22 protein-coding genes and 1 pseudogene are annotated in these 17574 nt (G+C 49.8%); 6 read left to right on the top strand and 17 right to left on the bottom strand.

What is annotated here, in order from left to right:
* Positions 1-214: 214 nt before the first annotated feature.
* The 9 genes and pseudogenes from HGD79_RS24775 to HGD79_RS24735 all read right to left on the bottom strand — a co-directional run bounded on the left by HGD79_RS24775 (position 215) and on the right by HGD79_RS24735 (position 6164).
* A complete protein-coding gene (locus HGD79_RS24775) occupies positions 215-514 on the bottom strand; it encodes a hypothetical protein (protein WP_001572440.1) in 300 nt (99 codons plus the stop codon).
* 54 nt (positions 515-568) lie between these two features.
* Positions 569-805 (bottom strand): annotated as a pseudogene (locus tag HGD79_RS24770) (type I restriction-modification system subunit M N-terminal domain-containing protein); the annotation flags it as partial.
* A gap of 453 nt (positions 806-1258) precedes the next feature.
* Positions 1259-1684: a hypothetical protein gene (locus HGD79_RS24765; RefSeq protein WP_001043843.1), complete on the bottom strand. Its 426-nt coding sequence runs from the start codon at positions 1682-1684 to the stop codon at positions 1259-1261.
* A gap of 253 nt (positions 1685-1937) precedes the next feature.
* Complete coding sequence (locus HGD79_RS24760; RefSeq protein ID WP_001572439.1) at positions 1938-2753, bottom strand: HNH endonuclease signature motif containing protein; 816 nt, start codon at positions 2751-2753, stop codon at positions 1938-1940.
* A 12-nt stretch (positions 2754-2765) separates the two neighbouring features.
* A complete protein-coding gene (locus HGD79_RS24755) occupies positions 2766-3176 on the bottom strand; it encodes a hypothetical protein (protein WP_000985911.1) in 411 nt (136 codons plus the stop codon).
* A 101-nt stretch (positions 3177-3277) separates the two neighbouring features.
* The gene (locus HGD79_RS24750; protein ID WP_000134171.1) at positions 3278-3484 is read right to left on the bottom strand and encodes a hypothetical protein; all 207 of its coding nucleotides are present in this window, start codon (positions 3482-3484) and stop codon (positions 3278-3280) included.
* A 60-nt stretch (positions 3485-3544) separates the two neighbouring features.
* Positions 3545-4870 (bottom strand): type II toxin-antitoxin system HipA family toxin, encoded by a 1326-nt coding sequence (locus HGD79_RS24745; RefSeq protein ID WP_086722013.1) that lies wholly within the window; start codon positions 4868-4870, stop codon positions 3545-3547.
* A 4-nt stretch (positions 4871-4874) separates the two neighbouring features.
* The gene (locus HGD79_RS24740) at positions 4875-5168 is read right to left on the bottom strand and encodes a helix-turn-helix transcriptional regulator (RefSeq protein WP_024136327.1); all 294 of its coding nucleotides are present in this window, start codon (positions 5166-5168) and stop codon (positions 4875-4877) included.
* Positions 5169-5771: 603 nt separating this feature from the next.
* Entirely contained in the window at positions 5772-6164 is a 393-nt protein-coding gene (locus tag HGD79_RS24735) for a hypothetical protein (protein ID WP_000341066.1), read from the bottom strand.
* Between the two features lie 372 nt (positions 6165-6536).
* Between HGD79_RS24735 and HGD79_RS24730 the strand changes: the two genes are divergently transcribed.
* From HGD79_RS24730 to HGD79_RS24720, 3 genes are all read left to right on the top strand, one after another.
* Positions 6537-6878 (top strand): hypothetical protein, encoded by a 342-nt coding sequence (locus HGD79_RS24730; RefSeq protein ID WP_001151575.1) that lies wholly within the window; start codon positions 6537-6539, stop codon positions 6876-6878.
* 91 nt (positions 6879-6969) lie between these two features.
* Positions 6970-7161 (top strand): hypothetical protein, encoded by a 192-nt coding sequence (locus HGD79_RS24725; protein ID WP_000398480.1) that lies wholly within the window; start codon positions 6970-6972, stop codon positions 7159-7161.
* 49 nt (positions 7162-7210) lie between these two features.
* Positions 7211-7492 carry a hypothetical protein gene (locus tag HGD79_RS24720; protein WP_000077926.1) on the top strand — a complete coding sequence of 94 codons (282 nt, stop codon included), beginning with the start codon at positions 7211-7213 and terminating at the stop codon, positions 7490-7492.
* A gap of 340 nt (positions 7493-7832) precedes the next feature.
* Here HGD79_RS24720 and HGD79_RS26920 read toward each other — a convergent pair whose 3' ends face one another.
* From HGD79_RS26920 to HGD79_RS24685, 8 genes are all read right to left on the bottom strand, one after another.
* Positions 7833-7964 (bottom strand): hypothetical protein, encoded by a 132-nt coding sequence (locus HGD79_RS26920; protein WP_000374059.1) that lies wholly within the window; start codon positions 7962-7964, stop codon positions 7833-7835.
* A gap of 90 nt (positions 7965-8054) precedes the next feature.
* Complete coding sequence (locus HGD79_RS24715) at positions 8055-9296, bottom strand: VWA domain-containing protein (protein ID WP_001053338.1); 1242 nt, start codon at positions 9294-9296, stop codon at positions 8055-8057.
* Positions 9297-9724: 428 nt separating this feature from the next.
* Positions 9725-10300: a TerD family protein gene (locus tag HGD79_RS24710; protein WP_000301242.1), complete on the bottom strand. Its 576-nt coding sequence runs from the start codon at positions 10298-10300 to the stop codon at positions 9725-9727.
* Positions 10301-10367: 67 nt separating this feature from the next.
* Complete coding sequence (gene terD, locus HGD79_RS24705; protein ID WP_000116677.1) at positions 10368-10946, bottom strand: tellurium resistance membrane protein TerD; 579 nt, start codon at positions 10944-10946, stop codon at positions 10368-10370.
* A gap of 48 nt (positions 10947-10994) precedes the next feature.
* The gene (terC, locus tag HGD79_RS24700; RefSeq protein ID WP_000255079.1) at positions 10995-12035 is read right to left on the bottom strand and encodes a tellurium resistance membrane protein TerC; all 1041 of its coding nucleotides are present in this window, start codon (positions 12033-12035) and stop codon (positions 10995-10997) included.
* A gap of 22 nt (positions 12036-12057) precedes the next feature.
* Positions 12058-12513: a tellurite resistance TerB family protein gene (locus tag HGD79_RS24695; RefSeq protein WP_000007448.1), complete on the bottom strand. Its 456-nt coding sequence runs from the start codon at positions 12511-12513 to the stop codon at positions 12058-12060.
* 22 nt (positions 12514-12535) lie between these two features.
* Complete coding sequence (locus tag HGD79_RS24690) at positions 12536-13693, bottom strand: TerD family protein (RefSeq protein ID WP_001054787.1); 1158 nt, start codon at positions 13691-13693, stop codon at positions 12536-12538.
* Entirely contained in the window at positions 13693-14274 is a 582-nt protein-coding gene (locus HGD79_RS24685) for a TerD family protein (RefSeq protein ID WP_042634303.1), read from the bottom strand. The genes HGD79_RS24690 and HGD79_RS24685 overlap by 1 nt, the downstream gene beginning before the upstream one ends.
* A gap of 323 nt (positions 14275-14597) precedes the next feature.
* Between HGD79_RS24685 and HGD79_RS24680 the strand changes: the two genes are divergently transcribed.
* Genes HGD79_RS24680 through HGD79_RS24670 form a run of 3 tightly spaced genes read left to right on the top strand, consistent with a single transcriptional unit; the run spans position 14598 to position 17574 of the window.
* A complete protein-coding gene (locus HGD79_RS24680) occupies positions 14598-15656 on the top strand; it encodes an ATP-grasp domain-containing protein (RefSeq protein ID WP_001035162.1) in 1059 nt (352 codons plus the stop codon).
* Positions 15657-15665: 9 nt separating this feature from the next.
* On the top strand, positions 15666-16808 hold the full coding sequence (locus HGD79_RS24675) for a phosphoribosyltransferase domain-containing protein (RefSeq protein WP_001285478.1): 1143 nt from the start codon (positions 15666-15668) through the stop codon (positions 16806-16808).
* Positions 16801-17574: a hypothetical protein gene (locus HGD79_RS24670; RefSeq protein ID WP_001040059.1), complete on the top strand. Its 774-nt coding sequence runs from the start codon at positions 16801-16803 to the stop codon at positions 17572-17574. Before HGD79_RS24675 ends, HGD79_RS24670 begins: the two co-directional genes overlap by 8 nt.

Genomic DNA, 17574 nt, shown 5'->3' with positions numbered 1-17574 from the left:
AAGCCCCTTGGCTGGCTGCTCTCCGCGTAGGATCTGTTCAGCCTGCTTGTGCGTATTCCGGTGAAGTTGAACAGTGATTCCGGAAAGTATGCGGACAGGGATTCTTCGAGCAGAAGCTGAGCTTTGAGGGGAGGCATCTTTTCGACTCACTGAACAAGCCAGCAGCCAAGCGCAGCGCGGCAGTTGTGGATCCAAGACGTTGGAACAGGACGGTTCATCTGACATCAGAGTACGTGCACTGAGGTGTCCGGAATCGGTGTACACGCAAGCCGGAATCAGCGTTCATTTTAAACCGGAATAGGTGTTCATTTTCGACCGGAATATGCAGCTTGCTCGTGCTGTGCCCCAGAAAGCGTTCGTACTGCTCGTCAGATACCTCAGTGCCGATCAGTCGTTCGATCCAGCCGCTTTTCGGCGGGTTACTTACGCCCAGCGCAAGCAACTGCTTTTTTCTGTACCCACTATTTCCGGTGCGGCCGGCTTCAATCAAGGCTTTGGTTAGAACTACAGCCATTTGGGGACTCTCATACACAAACCTGAACCATGCGGGTCTGATTGGCGGTCAAGATAGCAGCGCATCGAAATCAACACTGAACTCTGCTTCTAAGAACTCAATCGTGGCTGGTTGGCTATCGAGCGATGCTTCCCGTGTAGACTCCAGTGCGCACTCCAATCGACGCAGCAGGGTAAACGGCAAAATGATCTTGCCGAAGTCGGTATGCTTGAAATCCCCCCCCCACAGGTCTTCCGCGTTCTTCCAAATGAAATCAGCTTGCGAAGCAGCCGAACCTACGAACTCTGCCATCTTGGCCTCCAACCAACTTTTGCACGAAACGGCACATCATCCAAAAGAGGGTTGTCAACCAAGTTTTGCACAAAACGGACTTTGATCCATTTCTAACTAAAATCTACAATCCAACCTCAGATTGCAAATAGCCGAAAAATTTAACACCGACGAAAGGCCATACCTTCGTTAGTGTGCGAAAGCCGCTTGCGAGCGACGGAATAGGTGAAAGCTTTAGTCAGGGTTAATTACCCTGTCTGCGGTGATGGGATGGCTCAGGCGTATATCATCACTCCTTCCAAAGTCCGTACACACTCTTTCAGCCTTTGCAGAAATGCAGGGCTGTTTCATATCAGACAAGCGCAATGAAATTTTCAAATGCTTTCCAAAAATTCAAAGGCCTTAAGCTTTATCTGTATCTTACGGTCCCCGCACGGAAAGTAACTTTCCTGAACAGGAACCGCCTTGCCAGCCTTAACTTTCTAAACGGTTAAAGTTACACCAGGCTGTAAATGGTGAAACAGTTTTTGAAGCCCATGAAACACCGCTGTCGGAAAGATAACTAGCCCCAAGACGTCTAACTTCTTTTTGATGTAGAGCTAATTCTTTCGGATCGGCAATATCTTCCACCACGCTCATCATGGCCATCTGAACTCCGGGAGATGCCATTTTATAAGCTGTCGAGCTTGCAACTGAATTTTTCAGGATTGCCACTCTTTCTTTTTCTGGTCGTCCATTGTCAGACGTATTCGCATAAGTTGTACCGGCAATCAACAACGGAAGGCTGGCATTGGCACAGAAATGCATAACGCGTTTTTGCTGGAGCTGTAATTCAGTGGCTGCAAATGCTTTACCACATCCGAGGATTCCCAGAATCATAATTAAAGCTGTTTTATTCATAAAATTAAAACCGTCCTTTTTAGCTCTTTAACTGTTGCGGTTATCTCGGTGTGGATATTTCTGAAGTGTATGATACCCACTTACCTGAGACTGCCAGTATACTGGCTCAGGTATTAAACCTAAGAGGTCTGGTGCACCGGTTTTAACCTTTTCATTTCGCTTTTATCTTGTGCCAGGCTCTTGAGTCAGAATTTAAAGGTTTGTGGCATGCAGGTTTTACTGCCAGGTTTAGGCACAACCTGGCTGTCACCCTTCATTGGTCCTGAGCAAGGCCCTGGTATTCTGCCCAGCGTACGGCCAGCCGCTCTAAGTCCAGATCGTACACCAGCGGTGTGATTTTACGGCCTTCAAACAGCTCGCCCACCTCAATGCCTGGCTTAAAATGAACGGTCAGGGTGGCCGGATCTATGCCCATAAGATCGGCATCAAACAGCGCATGCATTGTTGGAGTCATCAGGATGCCATTAGACGGATTGTACCGGGTTCCATGTTCAATGTGTGCCGCATCCAGGACACCTCCATTAACCCAACCGGTTACCGCACAACGGCCTGCGAAATTCTCGATGAGCAGAGCTTTGAATTTACCCTGTGCCACGCCACTACGTTGCGTCACTACGCGCTCGCAGTGCTCACCCTGGATATCTACGTCAGGTTTCCGAATTGGCTCGCTGGTGGCCGTCTCAGCTTGTTTTAGGGTGGAACGTGGATAGGCCAGGTTATATGCTGCGCCTGTGGTCATTTGCTCGATGACCGCAGGCGCATAACCTTCTGCTTCCAGCTTACGATATGCAGCCCGGTAGTCTCTTTGGGTTTTCAGCGGGTAAATCTTCCCGCCTTTACCATCGAAAGCGATAAACCAGAAATCGTCCGTGCCAGTTTCAAGATTTCTGCAACGTTTCAGATGCCATCCGCCTTCTCTCGCCCAGATGGTACGGTTATTTCTGGCATTCGTTTTGTCATACCCGTGCTCGTCAAGCCAGCTATCAAAGCTGGTCAGCCCCAGGTCCTGAACCTCCAGAGAAGGTACACGAATGACCTGCAAGGTATGGCGTGGTCTTGGCTCTCTCATCTTGATCTCTTCCTAGCGCTGGTCTGGGAAATACGGATATTGCGGGCCATATTCATAATCATGCGGGCCTGGCTCAACTTCCCAGAATGGACGGCCGCTAATTGTCTTTGGACCGCGCTCGTTTACGATGTCTTCTACATCCTGAATATTAAATGGCATCGTTGCCAGTAACAGCTGATCTTCGGGTGTCAGCGTCACAGTTGCACCGTCGATACGGCTGTAAAGGTCGGCAAACTGTTTACCTGCACCGTGCAACCGGTGCTCCGCTACACTTCTGATTGCGTGTAAGTCCAGCTCCGCCGCTTCCATGCGATCCACGTATAGTTTCATTTCTTTACGCAAAGCGCTCAGCTCACGGGTTTTAATAAATCCGTAGGCGTACCCACCCAGGGCGATAACTGCAATGATTGCTAAAATAGCCATTTATTTTCTCTTACGTTACTGCGGCCGCCGCTTTAGTCTTAATGTGAAGCCTGGGAATTCGCTGAATGAAGAATACGTTTTCACCCCCAGACCGACAGCTGTTAAGGCGCGATCCCAACACTCCATTTGTAAGTATCAGGCCCATCTTCTCCGCTGGTGGCATCAGCTACAATCTGTGCATAACGTTCTCCAGCAAGTTCTCTTACCATCTGATCCACGACCCATTGCAGATGATGCATTTCATCGGTTCCGCCGTAACGACAAGCCAACTCAATAGCCCGCTCTATTCTTTTTTGTTCTTCAGTCATACTGAATCCTCACGCTTACATCAGCTATTCTGAAAACATGCACACTATAAATTGCGGCTGTCATTTCTCAGCCAGGCGCCTGCATTGCTGCCTCATTCCATCAAAAATACTTTCCGCAAGCTGCTGGGGGAACTGGTCCGGAAGAAGCCCGCTAACACGTTCAATGACACCCGGGGTTCTGGCGATGATTTCCTCTATCATCGCCTCTGTCTGCTGTTTACTCAGGCCGGTTATCTCACCATGCCTGATCCAGTGGCGTCGTTGTATTCGATATATCTGGTAATAGTTGCTACTGCCACGTACGGCCATCGCCAGTTTGCACTTCTGCCAGGATATCTGATTGTTCCCATGACCGATCACCGGCCATGCCGACAACACATCATAGTTTGGTGTAAGGTGATAACGTCCCTGTGGCCCAATAGAAATACTGAAATTTTTAGCGTGGCCATCTGTTGCGGCCATCATCCAGAAAATTATCTGCGTCATAAAAAACTGCGCTTTGTCACGCTCAGCACGGTCTGAATTACTCAGAACCTCCATAATTTCCGATATACCTGGCCCGCCGTCCGCCTGATATTTTCGTAATGGCGAAACGCCCAGGGCCTGACACATATCCTCCTGGGGTAAACGAATGATCCATTGTCCGTCTCCTGACCATTTTCGGTCAAAACGTTCTACCACCAGCGCTTTCTGATCTTCAAAGTGAGCAATCTGCGTTCTTGCCACGGGGAGCCCGTACTGGCCGAGAAGTACCGAGCAGAGCCATTCATTTTCAACCGACGAGCTCATGTCGGCTTTCATGTTCCCCACAAGTCCGAGCGGTAGCTTGAATATATGCGTCGTTGGTGTATTACCCTCCGGCATACACCACCGTTCTTCATGCCACAGTAGGGCTGTTTTCTCCTGAGCACCGGCAATAGATAAACGTAAGTCGTCGTTATCTTCTGGCCTGCCCGGTAGCAATGTCTCCGTGGTATTACGCAAAGTTGCCGCAATTTCTGATTCAGTAAGCGGGTGATACTTCACGGAATATAAATCAGTGGGTTCATCTCCGTCATGAAGCAGCTGTATCGCGCCCACGCAGTCTTTTCCCAGCTCCGTCAGCAGATCAAAAGGCTCCAGGCTATCGGCCTTGTAACGCATTGCCAGACGTCTGCGTATGCCTTCGCTGTCCGGCAGTAAATTATCAAAATAGTCACGTACCACATTTCCACGCCAGACCTGGTTCCCGGGAGTAAAAGGAAGGGACAATGACAGCGGCCTTCCCTGTTCGTCAGCAACCCATTCAGGAAGGTATTCTAAGCTGTCTACCCCTTTGCTTTTTTCCCAGTACCCGACTTTGATGCCGTTCATCCAAATTACCAGACGTTGCTGTTTCCGGCTCATATCGTTACCAATCCTCCTGTCGTGCAGGTGAGTTTGATTTAAGCATTTCTTCCGTCTGCTTCCTCTCTGAAGAGGTGGTTGCCGAGGAGAAGCTGATTTTTACGCCCAGGATGGAAAACACCTTGAATAGCCGTTCAATGCTCGCACTGGCAGGGTTGGCTTCCAGACGTGAGTATGTCTGTTGAGTGACGCCTAACCTTTCGGACAGGTCTTTTTGCGTCAGGCCATTCGCCTTGCGAAAACCAATGAGCAAGGGACGCAGCTGGTTGAGCGTGTTTAACGGGTAATCATTATTGATCATAAGCTGGCCTCAGTAGTTTCCTCTGATACACCTTGCAGGCTGTTTCCTAAACATACACCCTAAAAGCTGTAATATCAAATTAACAGCCTAAAAGCTGTTAAATAGGGCGTACAACTTTTAGGCTGTTACTATGTGGCAGCATAAATCTTGTTAGCGATACAACTTTATTGTCTCATCGCTCCTCTTTGCAACCAGCTACATACGATCATAAGTGACACAACATTAATATGAAGCGACATTCACCAAATGAACCTTCGTCATTTCAGATAGTTAGCTTACTTGCATGTCCTCATCCCATGAAGGGGAGGGCCTAACCCTGGCATCGAGCAAAACTGACCACCCTGCCCTTATTAAGACCCCACATGCGGCAATGGTGCCCTGTCCACGCCGCCCGCGATTTTTGAGGAAATGGGAAGAAAATAAAAAGAAAACAAAAAGTTATCGGCTGAAGTATCGGCGCAGATCGGGAATCAGGCGAAGCCTGACAGCACGTTGGGGCCTGGCAGGGGGCTTGAGGGATGAGGACATGCAACTCTGATAGCCTTCCCGCCACGGGGTCGGTTAAATTCGTATCCGGCCGGTGCAATTCCAACGGCCGCGTTACCAGTTCGCCGGGTAGCATGGCCAGCAAAGCCAGGCATCGAGCACCCGGGTTTCACTAACGGCCGCTGCATAGACGCCGGTATCCGGAAAGAAATAAACCGGGGTGGCGTTGTTCAGCTGGTCGCCTTCATCGGCCAGAGCGCCGATCACCTCATGAGGCTTCAGCAGCATATCCGTTAAATATTCATCCGGGTGGATGGCATTCAGCGATATGGCCATCTCCAGAAATTCATCCAGTGTGTGGCGGGTACGATACCCCCGGAAAACCTCGTATGAAGGCGTGACGCATTCACCATCCAGGGAACAGGCATCGTACCCGGCCAGCTGCTCTTCGGTGAGTCCGGAGGCATGCTTTGCCACAAGATTCGTAAACTGCTCTTTATCGTCCATCACAATCCTTACGCTGTAGGGGCCTGTTTGTGTTATCACTGCTTCCGGATTTTACATCGCACAACCCGGCAGGTATCCGGTCGCCCGGGCGTCCTTTGCGGTCATGTTAGCCTTTGGCCTGTATTACGACGAATCCCTTTCACTACACGGGCTCGCAGGGTGACACCTCCCCTTTTCACCGGAAGCGAAAGAGGAAGAACAGTTTAACAGCCCGGATCCTCAATAATTTTTGCATAACGGACTAAATGACCGGTTTATGCAGCCCCTGTTACTTACTGTCGCGGTAAGGATAAAACCCTGGTTATGAAACAGAGTTTGTATCGACGTTTAGGTTTTGGTTGAATGAGTAACTCTAAGCAACCGGAATATGACATGGCCAAAGTACAAGGGCTCTTTGTTGGATACCGAAAATTTGCTGTTGATCGCGAGTGGCTTCGGCAGCAGGAAGAACAACGTTATCGGGATCGCCAGCGACAATTTGATGAATGGTCCAGAAAATGGGTCACTGTAACTAGGCTAAAAGAGACTCGTTTATGGACTGACGGAGCCATCAGGCGATGGCTGGGTGAACCTCAGCAACAGGGTAAATATAAAGTTTTCCCCGTTGAAGCGGTTTTGGCTGCTGAGAAGTTGAATGAGTTTCAGCTCTGGCTTAAACCCCGGCTGGAAAAGAAACGTGCCCAGCATCACCACTTTTTAATTCCATTTCTGTAAAGTAGAAACAACGACAGTTCCGGCTGCATTCAAGGCTTCGGCATCTGGTCAGAAGTAAAGCGCCATTTTTCATTATAAGGGAGGTTAGATAGTGGAAGGTATTGAGACACTGAGTTTGCGGCTTGATGAGAACGAAACTATGGCCCTTGCTCAATTTGTTAAACGTCTGAGCTGGAGCGATCTACGTGGTTGTGCTGTGAGTGACGAAGAAGCCTGGGTAATGAAAAGCGCAGTTGATAAATTACAACAGGCGTTAAGGGAAGAAGGTTATGCGCCTCGATGATGCAGGCTTCGTGTTATTTTCCGATGACAAATTTTCTTAAGGACTAAGTATGAGCCAGCACTGGTATGAGGTGAAAAGCAATCAGGGAATTGTTCAGGTGATGTTAGGCTGGGATCCACCTTTGCAGTGGTTTCATATGTGCATTGATTATGACATTAATGCAGCAGAAGACCCACTCTATACTAATCTGGCTGAACCTGATCCCTACTACGTTACTCCGGAATATCTGCAATTTGTACTTGAACGCTTCGAAATAACGGATATTGTAATAAAGCCCGATACCTCTGGGCTTTACGAAGAATTATTAATGGATCAGCTTTTAGACCGATAGCTAAGCTGCCAGCAACAGACGTGCTGACATAATCGTCACTTAACTGTAATGTCAGATACTTCAGGTACAAATGTCCGGACTCGTTTGAAACCTATCCAAAACTGTAAATATATTTTCGTTATAATATAACCTTAATTGAATTGCTTTCTAACAGTTCCCACTCTTCTTTTCTAAGTACATTTTTAATTATTGTTCCATTGGCAAGCGTCAGCTCATACTCCCTGTCACTATAAATAAGGTTTTTATTTTCGACTCGTCGAAAGCTGGTAATGGCAACCTTTCTTTATCCACCTAACGAATAATTATCTTTGATTTCTGCGAACATTTAAACTCCCGTATATTAACGTCTTAAAGACAACTGAACCTTCTCGGCCCTTTCTGCGCCCCGACTAATGATACTATCGTAGTTGTCGATTTCATCATCAGTTGGTGATTCTTCAGCTATCCATTTCAGGTACTTGATGCGGTCCATATGCTCCTCCCTGTACGATTTCCAGTGAACAAAGGCTCTACAGTATTAAGCTGCTGTAGAGCTCCTTTAACCATGCGAAAACTGTGCGTATTACAGGATGCCTAACCTTTTTGTTTCATCGATCCACGGTCTGAATTCTTCCAGTAAATTATCATATAACTTTTCATCGCTGATCGAACCGAAATCATCCATGGCAAAGAAGTGGGTGTTATCAACCCGGCGGTCAGTAAAGTCATCCAGATTTTTGAGGATACCGTAGCTTGAACCACCCAGGCCGACAAACTTCCAGAAGATGGGGTAGTTGGCAGAACGCCGGATTGCATCTTTAATCGCCCGGGTCTTGCTGATCCCGCCATCGGTAATAAATACAACATATACCGGGATTTTCGAGTCCTTAAAGTAGTCGACAATTTCTTCCATCACAGGGGGCTCATTGTTTGTCCCACCAAGTCCCGGCAGGTTCTCCCAGGCTGAACGCTTTCCAGACCCGCGAATGGACTGAATATATGTGTCCAGGTTGTCCAGTGTGACGTTTGGATACTTCTTGTGCTTCTCTCCAAATCCCCAGACATCCATTTCACCGTCGTCGTCGAACTGGGCGGCAAGAACGGCGATGCGGTCCAGCACAGACTGAACGTTGCCCTTACTGAACTGGCCACTCATTGAGCCGGATGCGTCAAGTACAAATGCAACCGCTGCCTCAAGGGTGTCCAGTTTATTTTTAGTGAGACTGACCGAGGCTTTTTTAGCGAGGCTTACGAGGCGCGGAGATCTGGTTTCAAGTTTCTTTTCCAGACTGATACGAGCGGGCTTTGCTGGCTGCGGAGCTGGCTGTGCGACATCAACGCCAAAGCTAATGGCCAGAGGCTCAAGACCACCGTTGAAACCCTGCCCGAGCGCACGAAGCTTCCAGGCGCCATTGTGCCGATATACTTCACCCAGGATGATTGCTTTCTCACTGCGGCCCTGAGTCTCAGCCTGAAAATCAGCGATACCAGGAGCCTGAATGCTCAATAAACTGAGCCCACTGATAGTATCTTCACCATCAATGACAACGGTGATCGCAATCTTACTGACGTTCGCCGGAACACGATCCAGTGCTATCTCAATGCTGGACTGCTGAGAACCGGTAACGAGCTTTACTGCCCCTTCAGGAGAAGACAGATTATTATAAAAGATAAAGTCAGAATCGCCGGTTACCTTTCCCTGAGCATTAAGCAGGAAGAGGCAGGTATCGGGTTCGCCTTTAAAGCCGGATTTGGCAGGGTACTGAAGATTCAGCCTGATCGCAGATTGCTGAAGCGGTATGTTTTGTCCGGATTGTAGATTCACATTAACTCTCCTGATTTTTGATTATTTTTAAAGCGCAGCGCTTATATATGTTCCCCAGGCTTAGTTCAGGACGCTGGATTTCTGGTGAGGCGTATATATGGTGTGACACCATATTTCATCACGCTGAAGTTTCTATACCTGTTGAACTGGAATTTTGATTGACCGGGTATCTTATGTTCCAGATCCCGTTCCTTCATAAACCGCAAAAGTAACATATATCAGAGGGGCATTCTGTTGATAAAAGGCACGGAATACCGGCTTTAACCAGCAACCAGAGATAAATCCGTTTCCTGCCTTTAAAAGGCTCAGGTCTGAATTAACATGACCTGCTTTCTGAAATTTCCAGTCCCCTTTCTACTACTCCCTCCTGAAAGCGGATCGCAACCAAAAAAAACCCCGGCATTGCCGGGGTATGATTCAGCGTTGTTTTAGATGTTAACGCCGTGCTGGGAGGCAAGAGCCGCCAGGCCACCGGCAAAGCCCTGACCGACAGCTTTAAACTTCCACTCAGCGCCATGACGATACAGTTCACCGAAGACCATAGCGGTTTCGGTTGAGGCATCTTCAGACAGATCGAAACGGGCAATTTCCGTGCCGTTGTCGTTGTTGTAAACGCGCATGAAGCTGTTGCTCACCATGCCGAAGTTTTGTTTACGCGCTTCTGCATCATAGATGGTAACGGCAAACACCAGTTTTTTGATATCTGCTGAGACTTTGGTCAGATCGATTTTGACCTGCTCATCGTCACCGTCGCCTTCACCGGTACGGTTGTCGCCCTGGTGCTCTACCGCGCCATCAGGGCTGGTTTTGTTATTGAAGAAAATGAAATGCGCATCTGACAGCACTTTACCGTCTTCGCCTACTGCGAACACGGAAGCGTCCAGGTCAAAAGCCTGACCGTCAGTTACACGGGCATCCCAGCCGAGGCCAACCATAGCGATATTCATGGTTGGTGCTTCTTTGGTCAGAGATACGTTGCCGCCTTTTACGAGAGAAACTGCCATTTTTAGCTCCTGCAAACAGTTGAATGAGGGCTGCATTAACAGCCCCGGGTGAAAAGTTACTTTTCGATCAGGACGCGTTAATGCCGTACTGAGCACATACAGATGCCAGACCACCAGCATAACCCTGGCCCACTGCGCGGAATTTCCACTCACCATTGTGGCGATACAGCTCGCCGAACAGCATGGCAGTCTCAGTGGACGCATCTTCGGTCAGATCGTAGCGAGCGACTTCAGTCTGGTTATCGTCATTGACCAGGCGAATAAACGCACCGGATACCTGACCAAAGCTCTGGCGACGAGCCTGAGCATCATGGATAGTGACAACGAAGATGATCTTGTCAACATCAGACGGGACGGCGTCCAGTTTAATTTTCAGCGATTCATCATCACCATCACCTTCACCGGTACGGTTATCACCGGTATGGGTTACGGAACCGTCAGATGACGTCAGGTTGTTATAGAAGATGAAATCTGAATCGCCGCGCACTTTGCCATTTGCGGCCAGCAGGAATGCTGAAGCATCCAGGTCAAAGTCCTGACCGTCTGTTGAACGCGCATCCCAGCCAAGGCCCACCAGGACGTTTTTCATTGACGGAGCTGCTTTACTCAGGGAGACGTTCCCGCCTTTGGAAAGAGAAACACTCATAAAATAACCTCTTCGATTAGTAATTGTTCAGGTTAACACTTCAGGGGATCAGCTCCCCTTTTCCTCAGATTCAGGTTTGCCCGGGAACATGACGCTTGCGAGAATGCCCAGCGCCAAAACACCCAGTACAACATACAGGCTGGTTGTCGCCGCGATGCTGTAACCATGATGCCAAATGTGATCGGTCGCATTCAGGCCCAGTTTTGCCGCGATGAAGAACAGCAGCACGATAACGGCCTTCTCCAGATGAACCAGGTACTGTTTCAGTGCTTCAAGGACAAAGTACAGAGTACGCAGGCCCAGGATAGCAAACATCATGGCACTATAGACGATAAGCGGTTCACGACTGACGGCAATGATTGCCGGTACCGAGTCAAACGCAAACATAACATCCGAGAGTTCAACCACGGCCACACACAGGAACAGAGGGGTCGCATACAGCGCCGCCTTTTTACCACGGCCAATGGTGACATCGCTGTTTTCTGGTTTCGCCAGTTCGGCATCCACTTCCTTCTGGTTAAGCAGGAAAGCATGACCTCTGAGCTTCGGCCAGATAGGGAAGAAGCGTTTAACCATGCGGTAAGCCAGATGCTGGGAATAATCCTCAATTTCATCATCGTCATCACCGCTTTTAAGCATCATGACCGCCGTCCAGGCGACGATGATAGCGAAGACAACTTCAACATACGGCCCCAGACTCAGCAGGCTCGTACCGATGGCGACAAAGATGCCCCTGAAGACGATGGCACCAATGATCCCCCAGTAGAGAACACGGTGGCGGTAACGATCAGGAACGGCGAACCAGGAGAAGATGGCCATCATGACAAACAGGTTGTCGACCGACAGCACTTTCTCCAGCGCATAACCCGTTACAAACAGGCTGGCAACCTCAGCACCGTGGTGGATGTAGAGGAAACCGGCAAATGCCATCGCAACCACAACCCAGAATACGGACCAGAGCGCCGCACTCTTCAGGGAAATGGGCTTGTCATCACGGTGCATAAACAGGTCAATAAAGATGGCACCGACTGAAAGCGCAATGAAAACAATGACCGTTTCAGTCGGGAAGCCGATGTGTGTGGAAACCATATTTTACCCTTAGGGATGTGGATCAGAGGCCAAATTCAGCCGGGTCGAAGCCCAACGCGATAGCGATCTCGCGGGAGGCCAGTTTCTCGTCCTGATCGAAGTTACCGTCACTTTTCGCAACGGCAATACCAACACGTAAGGCCAGCTGAGCGGCCTCAGGCTGATCTTTCAGCGCCAGGATGTATTTCATGGTTTCGCCCTTGCCGATTTCAACATCGAAATCGAAGCTTGAAACCAGTTTATTGAAGAACTCGATCACCTCATTGGTATCGAAGACCTTCAGCTCTTCTGAAGAGCGAAGAAAGCCCATCATTTTCTGCTTTTCTTCCGAACTCACGCCGTCACTCGATACGGCAATACGGGCACATACAGCAACGGTGCCGTGCATAAATTTTTTGTTTTTGAAACGACCAACCTGGCGGGTCAGTTCGTCCCGGCCAGAGTTAATGGCACCTTTTACCTTGTCGAAAAAGCTCATACCTGTTTCCTTTGTTGCTGTGTTATTTAGAACCGGCGCTCCAGCGAAATCCCCAGCCAAATGCCCGGTCCATTTCGTCCTGGCCTTTGAAGTACTGGTTAATTCGCTCGACTTTAATTGCGCCGTTTTCGTTTACGAGTCTGGCAATGGCGCACAATGTGCGACGGTTTTCACCTTCGGTCAGGCGGGTCTCAATGGGCGGTTGATCCGGCACATGAATGGTGACCACACCATCAGTCTTGTCCCAGCTGGGAACACCTTCATAAATAAAGGCGTAAATCAGCACTTCGCGGATATGCTTCCATTCACGTCCATTGATATGCAGCCACTCGCCGTCTGATACATCACCCGTCCGGTCATCGCCCTTGAGCTGAACATACGGTTCATCGCGATAATTACCGAATGCATTACCGAGCGCCTGAATGACCGATTTATACCCGTCCTGAAGCTCAACAAAGGCCCCCAGATCCAGGTCGATTCCTTTGGAGCCGAACATGCCTGCAAAGCCTGATTTGCCGCTGCCCCGGTGCCAGTTCAGGTTGATCCGGATTTCACCGAAGTTATCCCGTTTGGTCAGGCTGATTGCAGGCTTCTCTTTTGTCAGCGATACCTTGCTCAGGCTGATTTTTGTCTCAACTGGCGGAGGGGTTACAACCGGAGGAGTCGGGGCTGCGGGAGCCGGTTCGTCGGCAATATTTACGCCGAAATGCTCTGCCAGCGGTTTAAGTCCACCGTTGAACCCCTGCGCAACGAAGCGGAATTTCCAGTCATTATTACGACGGTAAAATTCACCCAGAATTAAGGCTGCTTCCTGACGGCCGCTCAGTTCGACACTGCCGCTAACCAGGCCGGTAGCCCCTTGCTCCACGTCGATGGAAAGATTACGAAGACCGGACACCGTCTGCCCACCGTCACAGGTCACGGTGAACGCAATTTTCTGGACATCAGGTTTCAGCCGGTTGAGCGCGACAGTAAAGGTTGAGTACTGGCCTTCACTGACCAGGCTGACGGTACCATCATCGTTACGTGGCTGACCATAAAACACCATGTCCGCATCACCCTGCACCTTCCCGTCGGCATACAGGCGAAACGCCGAAGCATCCACCTGGCCGCCCGAGGTGATCCGGACCCGCAACTCCTGGGCTGGAACGGGGGCATTGCCCCCCGGCGTCAGGTTCATTAGCGAATAACCGCTGAAACGATATCGGAGTGCATATCGTCAATTGTGCGGCCGCGACAGGCATGGCCAAGGGCGGTAAAGTCCCAGTTGCCGTTATTACGGCGCAGCGAAGAAATAACGATCCCGGTATGTGAGCCCTGCTCAGTCAGCTTGTAGCGAGCCAGCTCTTTGCCGGTTTGATCGACAACGCGGCAGAACGCGTTTTCGACGTCATTGAACGACTGACCACGGAAGCTGTTTACCGTAAACGCCAGGTATTCAACGTTTGCAGGCAGTCGGGAGAGGTTGACCTTAATCACCTCATCGTCACCGTCACCCTCACCGGTCAGGTTATCGCCACTGTGCACAACAGCGCCGCAGGTGGATTCCAGTTTGCGGAACCAGATGGTGTCAATTGTTTTACCGGTGCTGTCCATTAATACGCAGCCAGCATCGAGATCGATTGAGTCGTTGCCTCCAAACAATCCTCCAAGAAGACCTTTTTTCTTAACCGGATCCCAACCGAGACCGAATTGAAGCTGGCTTAATGCTGAAGATTCTTTGCTGAGTGATACCGTCTGGTTCTTACTTAATGAAACCATGTTTTATTCCTTAAAATGGTAATGACCGAGACAATCAAAGGTATATTTAGTAACTGACGAAGAAAATCATATCATGATGAAGTTCTCTGACAAGGGAAATTTTGGTAGTTTTCTTCAAAAACACAAAAATAAATCCTTTTCATGGTGTTCATTTTTCTATTTTTAATTTAAATATCAATACGTTATAAGGCACTAAAAAAAACACTGACGCACTCCATAACCACTGAAGTTATTAATCATATTATGATTGACATGTAGCGTAGACACTCATAGACTCACTTCTCAATCATAAATTTGCATGGCGTTCCGGATAATTAAAAAAAATGAACAAGAAAATTTGGTTTATGGAAGGTTTGTCCTCCCAGCGAGATATTATTCAGGGGGTAAAATCATTTGCACAAAAAAATAATTTTGCTATTACCGTATTTGCCTCCCACCGTAACGAAAGACATGAAATTCTTTCCGTTGCCGATTATTCTTTGACTGAACCTGAAGATCCTCAAAAACGTCTTCAGTTTATTCAGGAAACCATTCAGACCTACGGCATCCACCATATTCATACTGGCCGTAACAGCCAGTGGTTTGAAGAACACCGTTCAGCCATTGAATCGACCGGAGCCACCCTTACTACCGGTGCAACAGGCGTCGACTGGTTAACTCTGGCTGACGAAAAAGTTACTTTTGCTCAGTTTATGGAGCAAAACGGGCTCCCGGTCGTACCGTCCTGGCGGGTGAATACGCTGGCAGAATTAAAGACGCACCTCGCGGCCCCGCCGTTCTCGGACAGCCCGGTATGCGTGAAGCCGGTGACGGGTATCTATGGCATGGGATTCTGGCGCTTTGATGACAGTGCTTCGCCCATGGCCGTCTTTAATCATCCCGAACATCGTCTGGTCAGTCCGCAACAGTATATTGCAGCAGCATCGGCTTCTGAGTCGTTTAAACCCCTTGTTTTGATGCCGTACCTGCCAGGCCCGGAATTTTCCGTCGATATCCTCGCGGATAAGGGCGAAATACTCGCAGCCGTGGGACGCCGTAAGGAAGGGGCTATCCAGTATCTGGTAAACGAAGGAAGCGCCTGGGAACTGGCTTGTGACTGCGCCCGGGTTATGAAGGCCGACGGGCTGGTGAATGTTCAGACGCGAAACGATGTGAATGGCAACCCGGTGCTGCTTGAAACCAACATGCGTCCGTCAGGCGGGGTGGGTTATACCCTTCACAGCGGGGTGAACCTTCCCGGGTTGTTTGCTGCCTTTAAGCTCGGTCTGATGTCTGAAGATGCGGTGATCCAGAGCGCCAGAAATACCTTTTCTCCGGTTGCAGTGAGATCCATCACAGATGTCATCGTTTACCCGGAATCACTCTCTAACCATCTGAATTAAGGCGTGTTTATGTCTGATACCCTCGAAGATATGATTTATCGCCGTACCCTCTCATGCGGTACGATACAGGTAACCCGCGACCAGGGTGATGTTTCGCTCGATGACCTGTTTGATATCGCTGAAAGACGTAACCCGAAACGCGCCTTTCTGTTTGTCAGCAAAGTACTCGGCAGGCACATTCCCGTGCCACCCTCAGTCATGCGGCAGGCCTACAGACAGCTTGCCAGCCAGTTCCCCGCAACGCTGACAGGGCCCGTACTTTTTATCGGTATGGCTGAAACCGCCGTTGGGCTAGGGGCCGGTGTGTTTGATGAAGTGCGCCACCAGCATCGTGAATCTGTCTATCTGACCTCTACCCGTCACCCGGTTGATGGCACGTTACTTTGCGAGTTCAAGGAAGAACACAGCCACGCCACCGATCATCTGATCTATCTGCCAGATGATGAAGAGAAAAGACGTCGTGTTACCAACGCACGAACGCTGGTTTTGATTGATGACGAGGCAACCACCGGTAATACCTTTATTAACCTGCTTTCTGCCCTGCGTAATACCGGCAAGCTTCAACATATTGAACAGGTTATCGCCGTTACGCTTACCGACTGGAGTAGCAACGCCCTGTCGGAGCGCACATCCTTGCCCGTCACTTCGGTTTCGCTTGTAAGCGGTCAGTGGGGATGGACCCCATTACCTGATGCACCTGTCCCGGACATGCCGAAAGTCAACGTAACTTCACGCGGAGAATGGGACATCCTGGGAAAACAGTCCTGGGGTCGACTGGGGATGCTCGCACCTGCGGCCGATCTCGGCCATGAGGTCTCCGTCCGCAAGGGGGAACGTATTCTGGTTCTCGGGACCGGGGAATTCGTCTGGGAGCCGTTCCTGCTTGCTGAACGGCTCGAAGCTGCCGGAGCACAGGCACTTTATGGTTCGACCACCCGCTCCCCTATCGCCGTTGGTTATGCCATTGAGTCCGCCATTTCCTTTACGGATAACTACGGGCTGGGCATCCCCAATTTTGTCTATAACGTCGCCCACCAGCAGTTTGACCGTATTCTTGTGTGTACTGAGACACCCGCAGAAAGTATTGACACGCAGCTTCTTAAAGCCCTGGCTGAGGTTGCGCCCGTCGTGGAGATTGTTACCTATGAATAAACCCGTTGTTCTGAGCGACCTTGACGACACGCTCTTTCAGACCCGTCGTAAAATGGTGGACGAGCTGGCCCTGGAGCCATTCCGTACCGGTGCCGTTGATCGCACCCTGAATCCACGAAGCTTTATGACGGAAGAACAGTCCATGTTGGTGGACTGGCTCCTGGAGCAGGCTGAACTCATACCTGTTACCGCCCGGGGAACTGAAGAAATCAGCCGCGTCCGGATCCCTTTCCACTCCTGGGCAATCACCACGCACGGGGCCGTCATTCTCACGCCTGAAGGCAAACCCGACGAGGAGTGGAAGGCCCATATGCTTGGCCAGCTGGCTCCCTACCAGGAAAAGCTGACATCGATGCAGCGTCTGATCACTGAAATGATGGACGCAAAAGGGATCAATGCCTGGGCAAGGCTGAACTTCGAATACGGTGAAACGGCGGTTTATATGGTGATGAAGCACCGCGACAGCACCCGCCTTGACGAGCTTAATGCCATTGCAGATGAGATAGAAACGGTGTTTCCGACCGAGGGCTTCTACATCCACCGCAACAGTAATAACGTGGCCTGGCTTCCCACCCCGGTTGAGAAAGGGCTGGCAGTCAGATGGCTGCTTGAAAAACTTCGGGCTGAACGCGGAGTCTTCCCCGTAATTGGCCTGGGCGACAGCCTGAGCGATCATCGTTTTATGAAACTGTGCAGCTGGTTTGGCATCCCGCGTCAGAGTCAGTTTGCAGATGCCATTTCACAGCGAATTTTTGGAGAAAATTAA

Source organism: Escherichia sp. SCLE84 (assembly GCF_012584495.1).
In the GTDB taxonomy this organism is placed as follows: Bacteria; Pseudomonadota; Gammaproteobacteria; order Enterobacterales; family Enterobacteriaceae; genus ECMA0423.
Note: the sequence above shows the minus strand (reverse complement) of the source record. Positions and strands in the feature narration are given on the sequence as shown.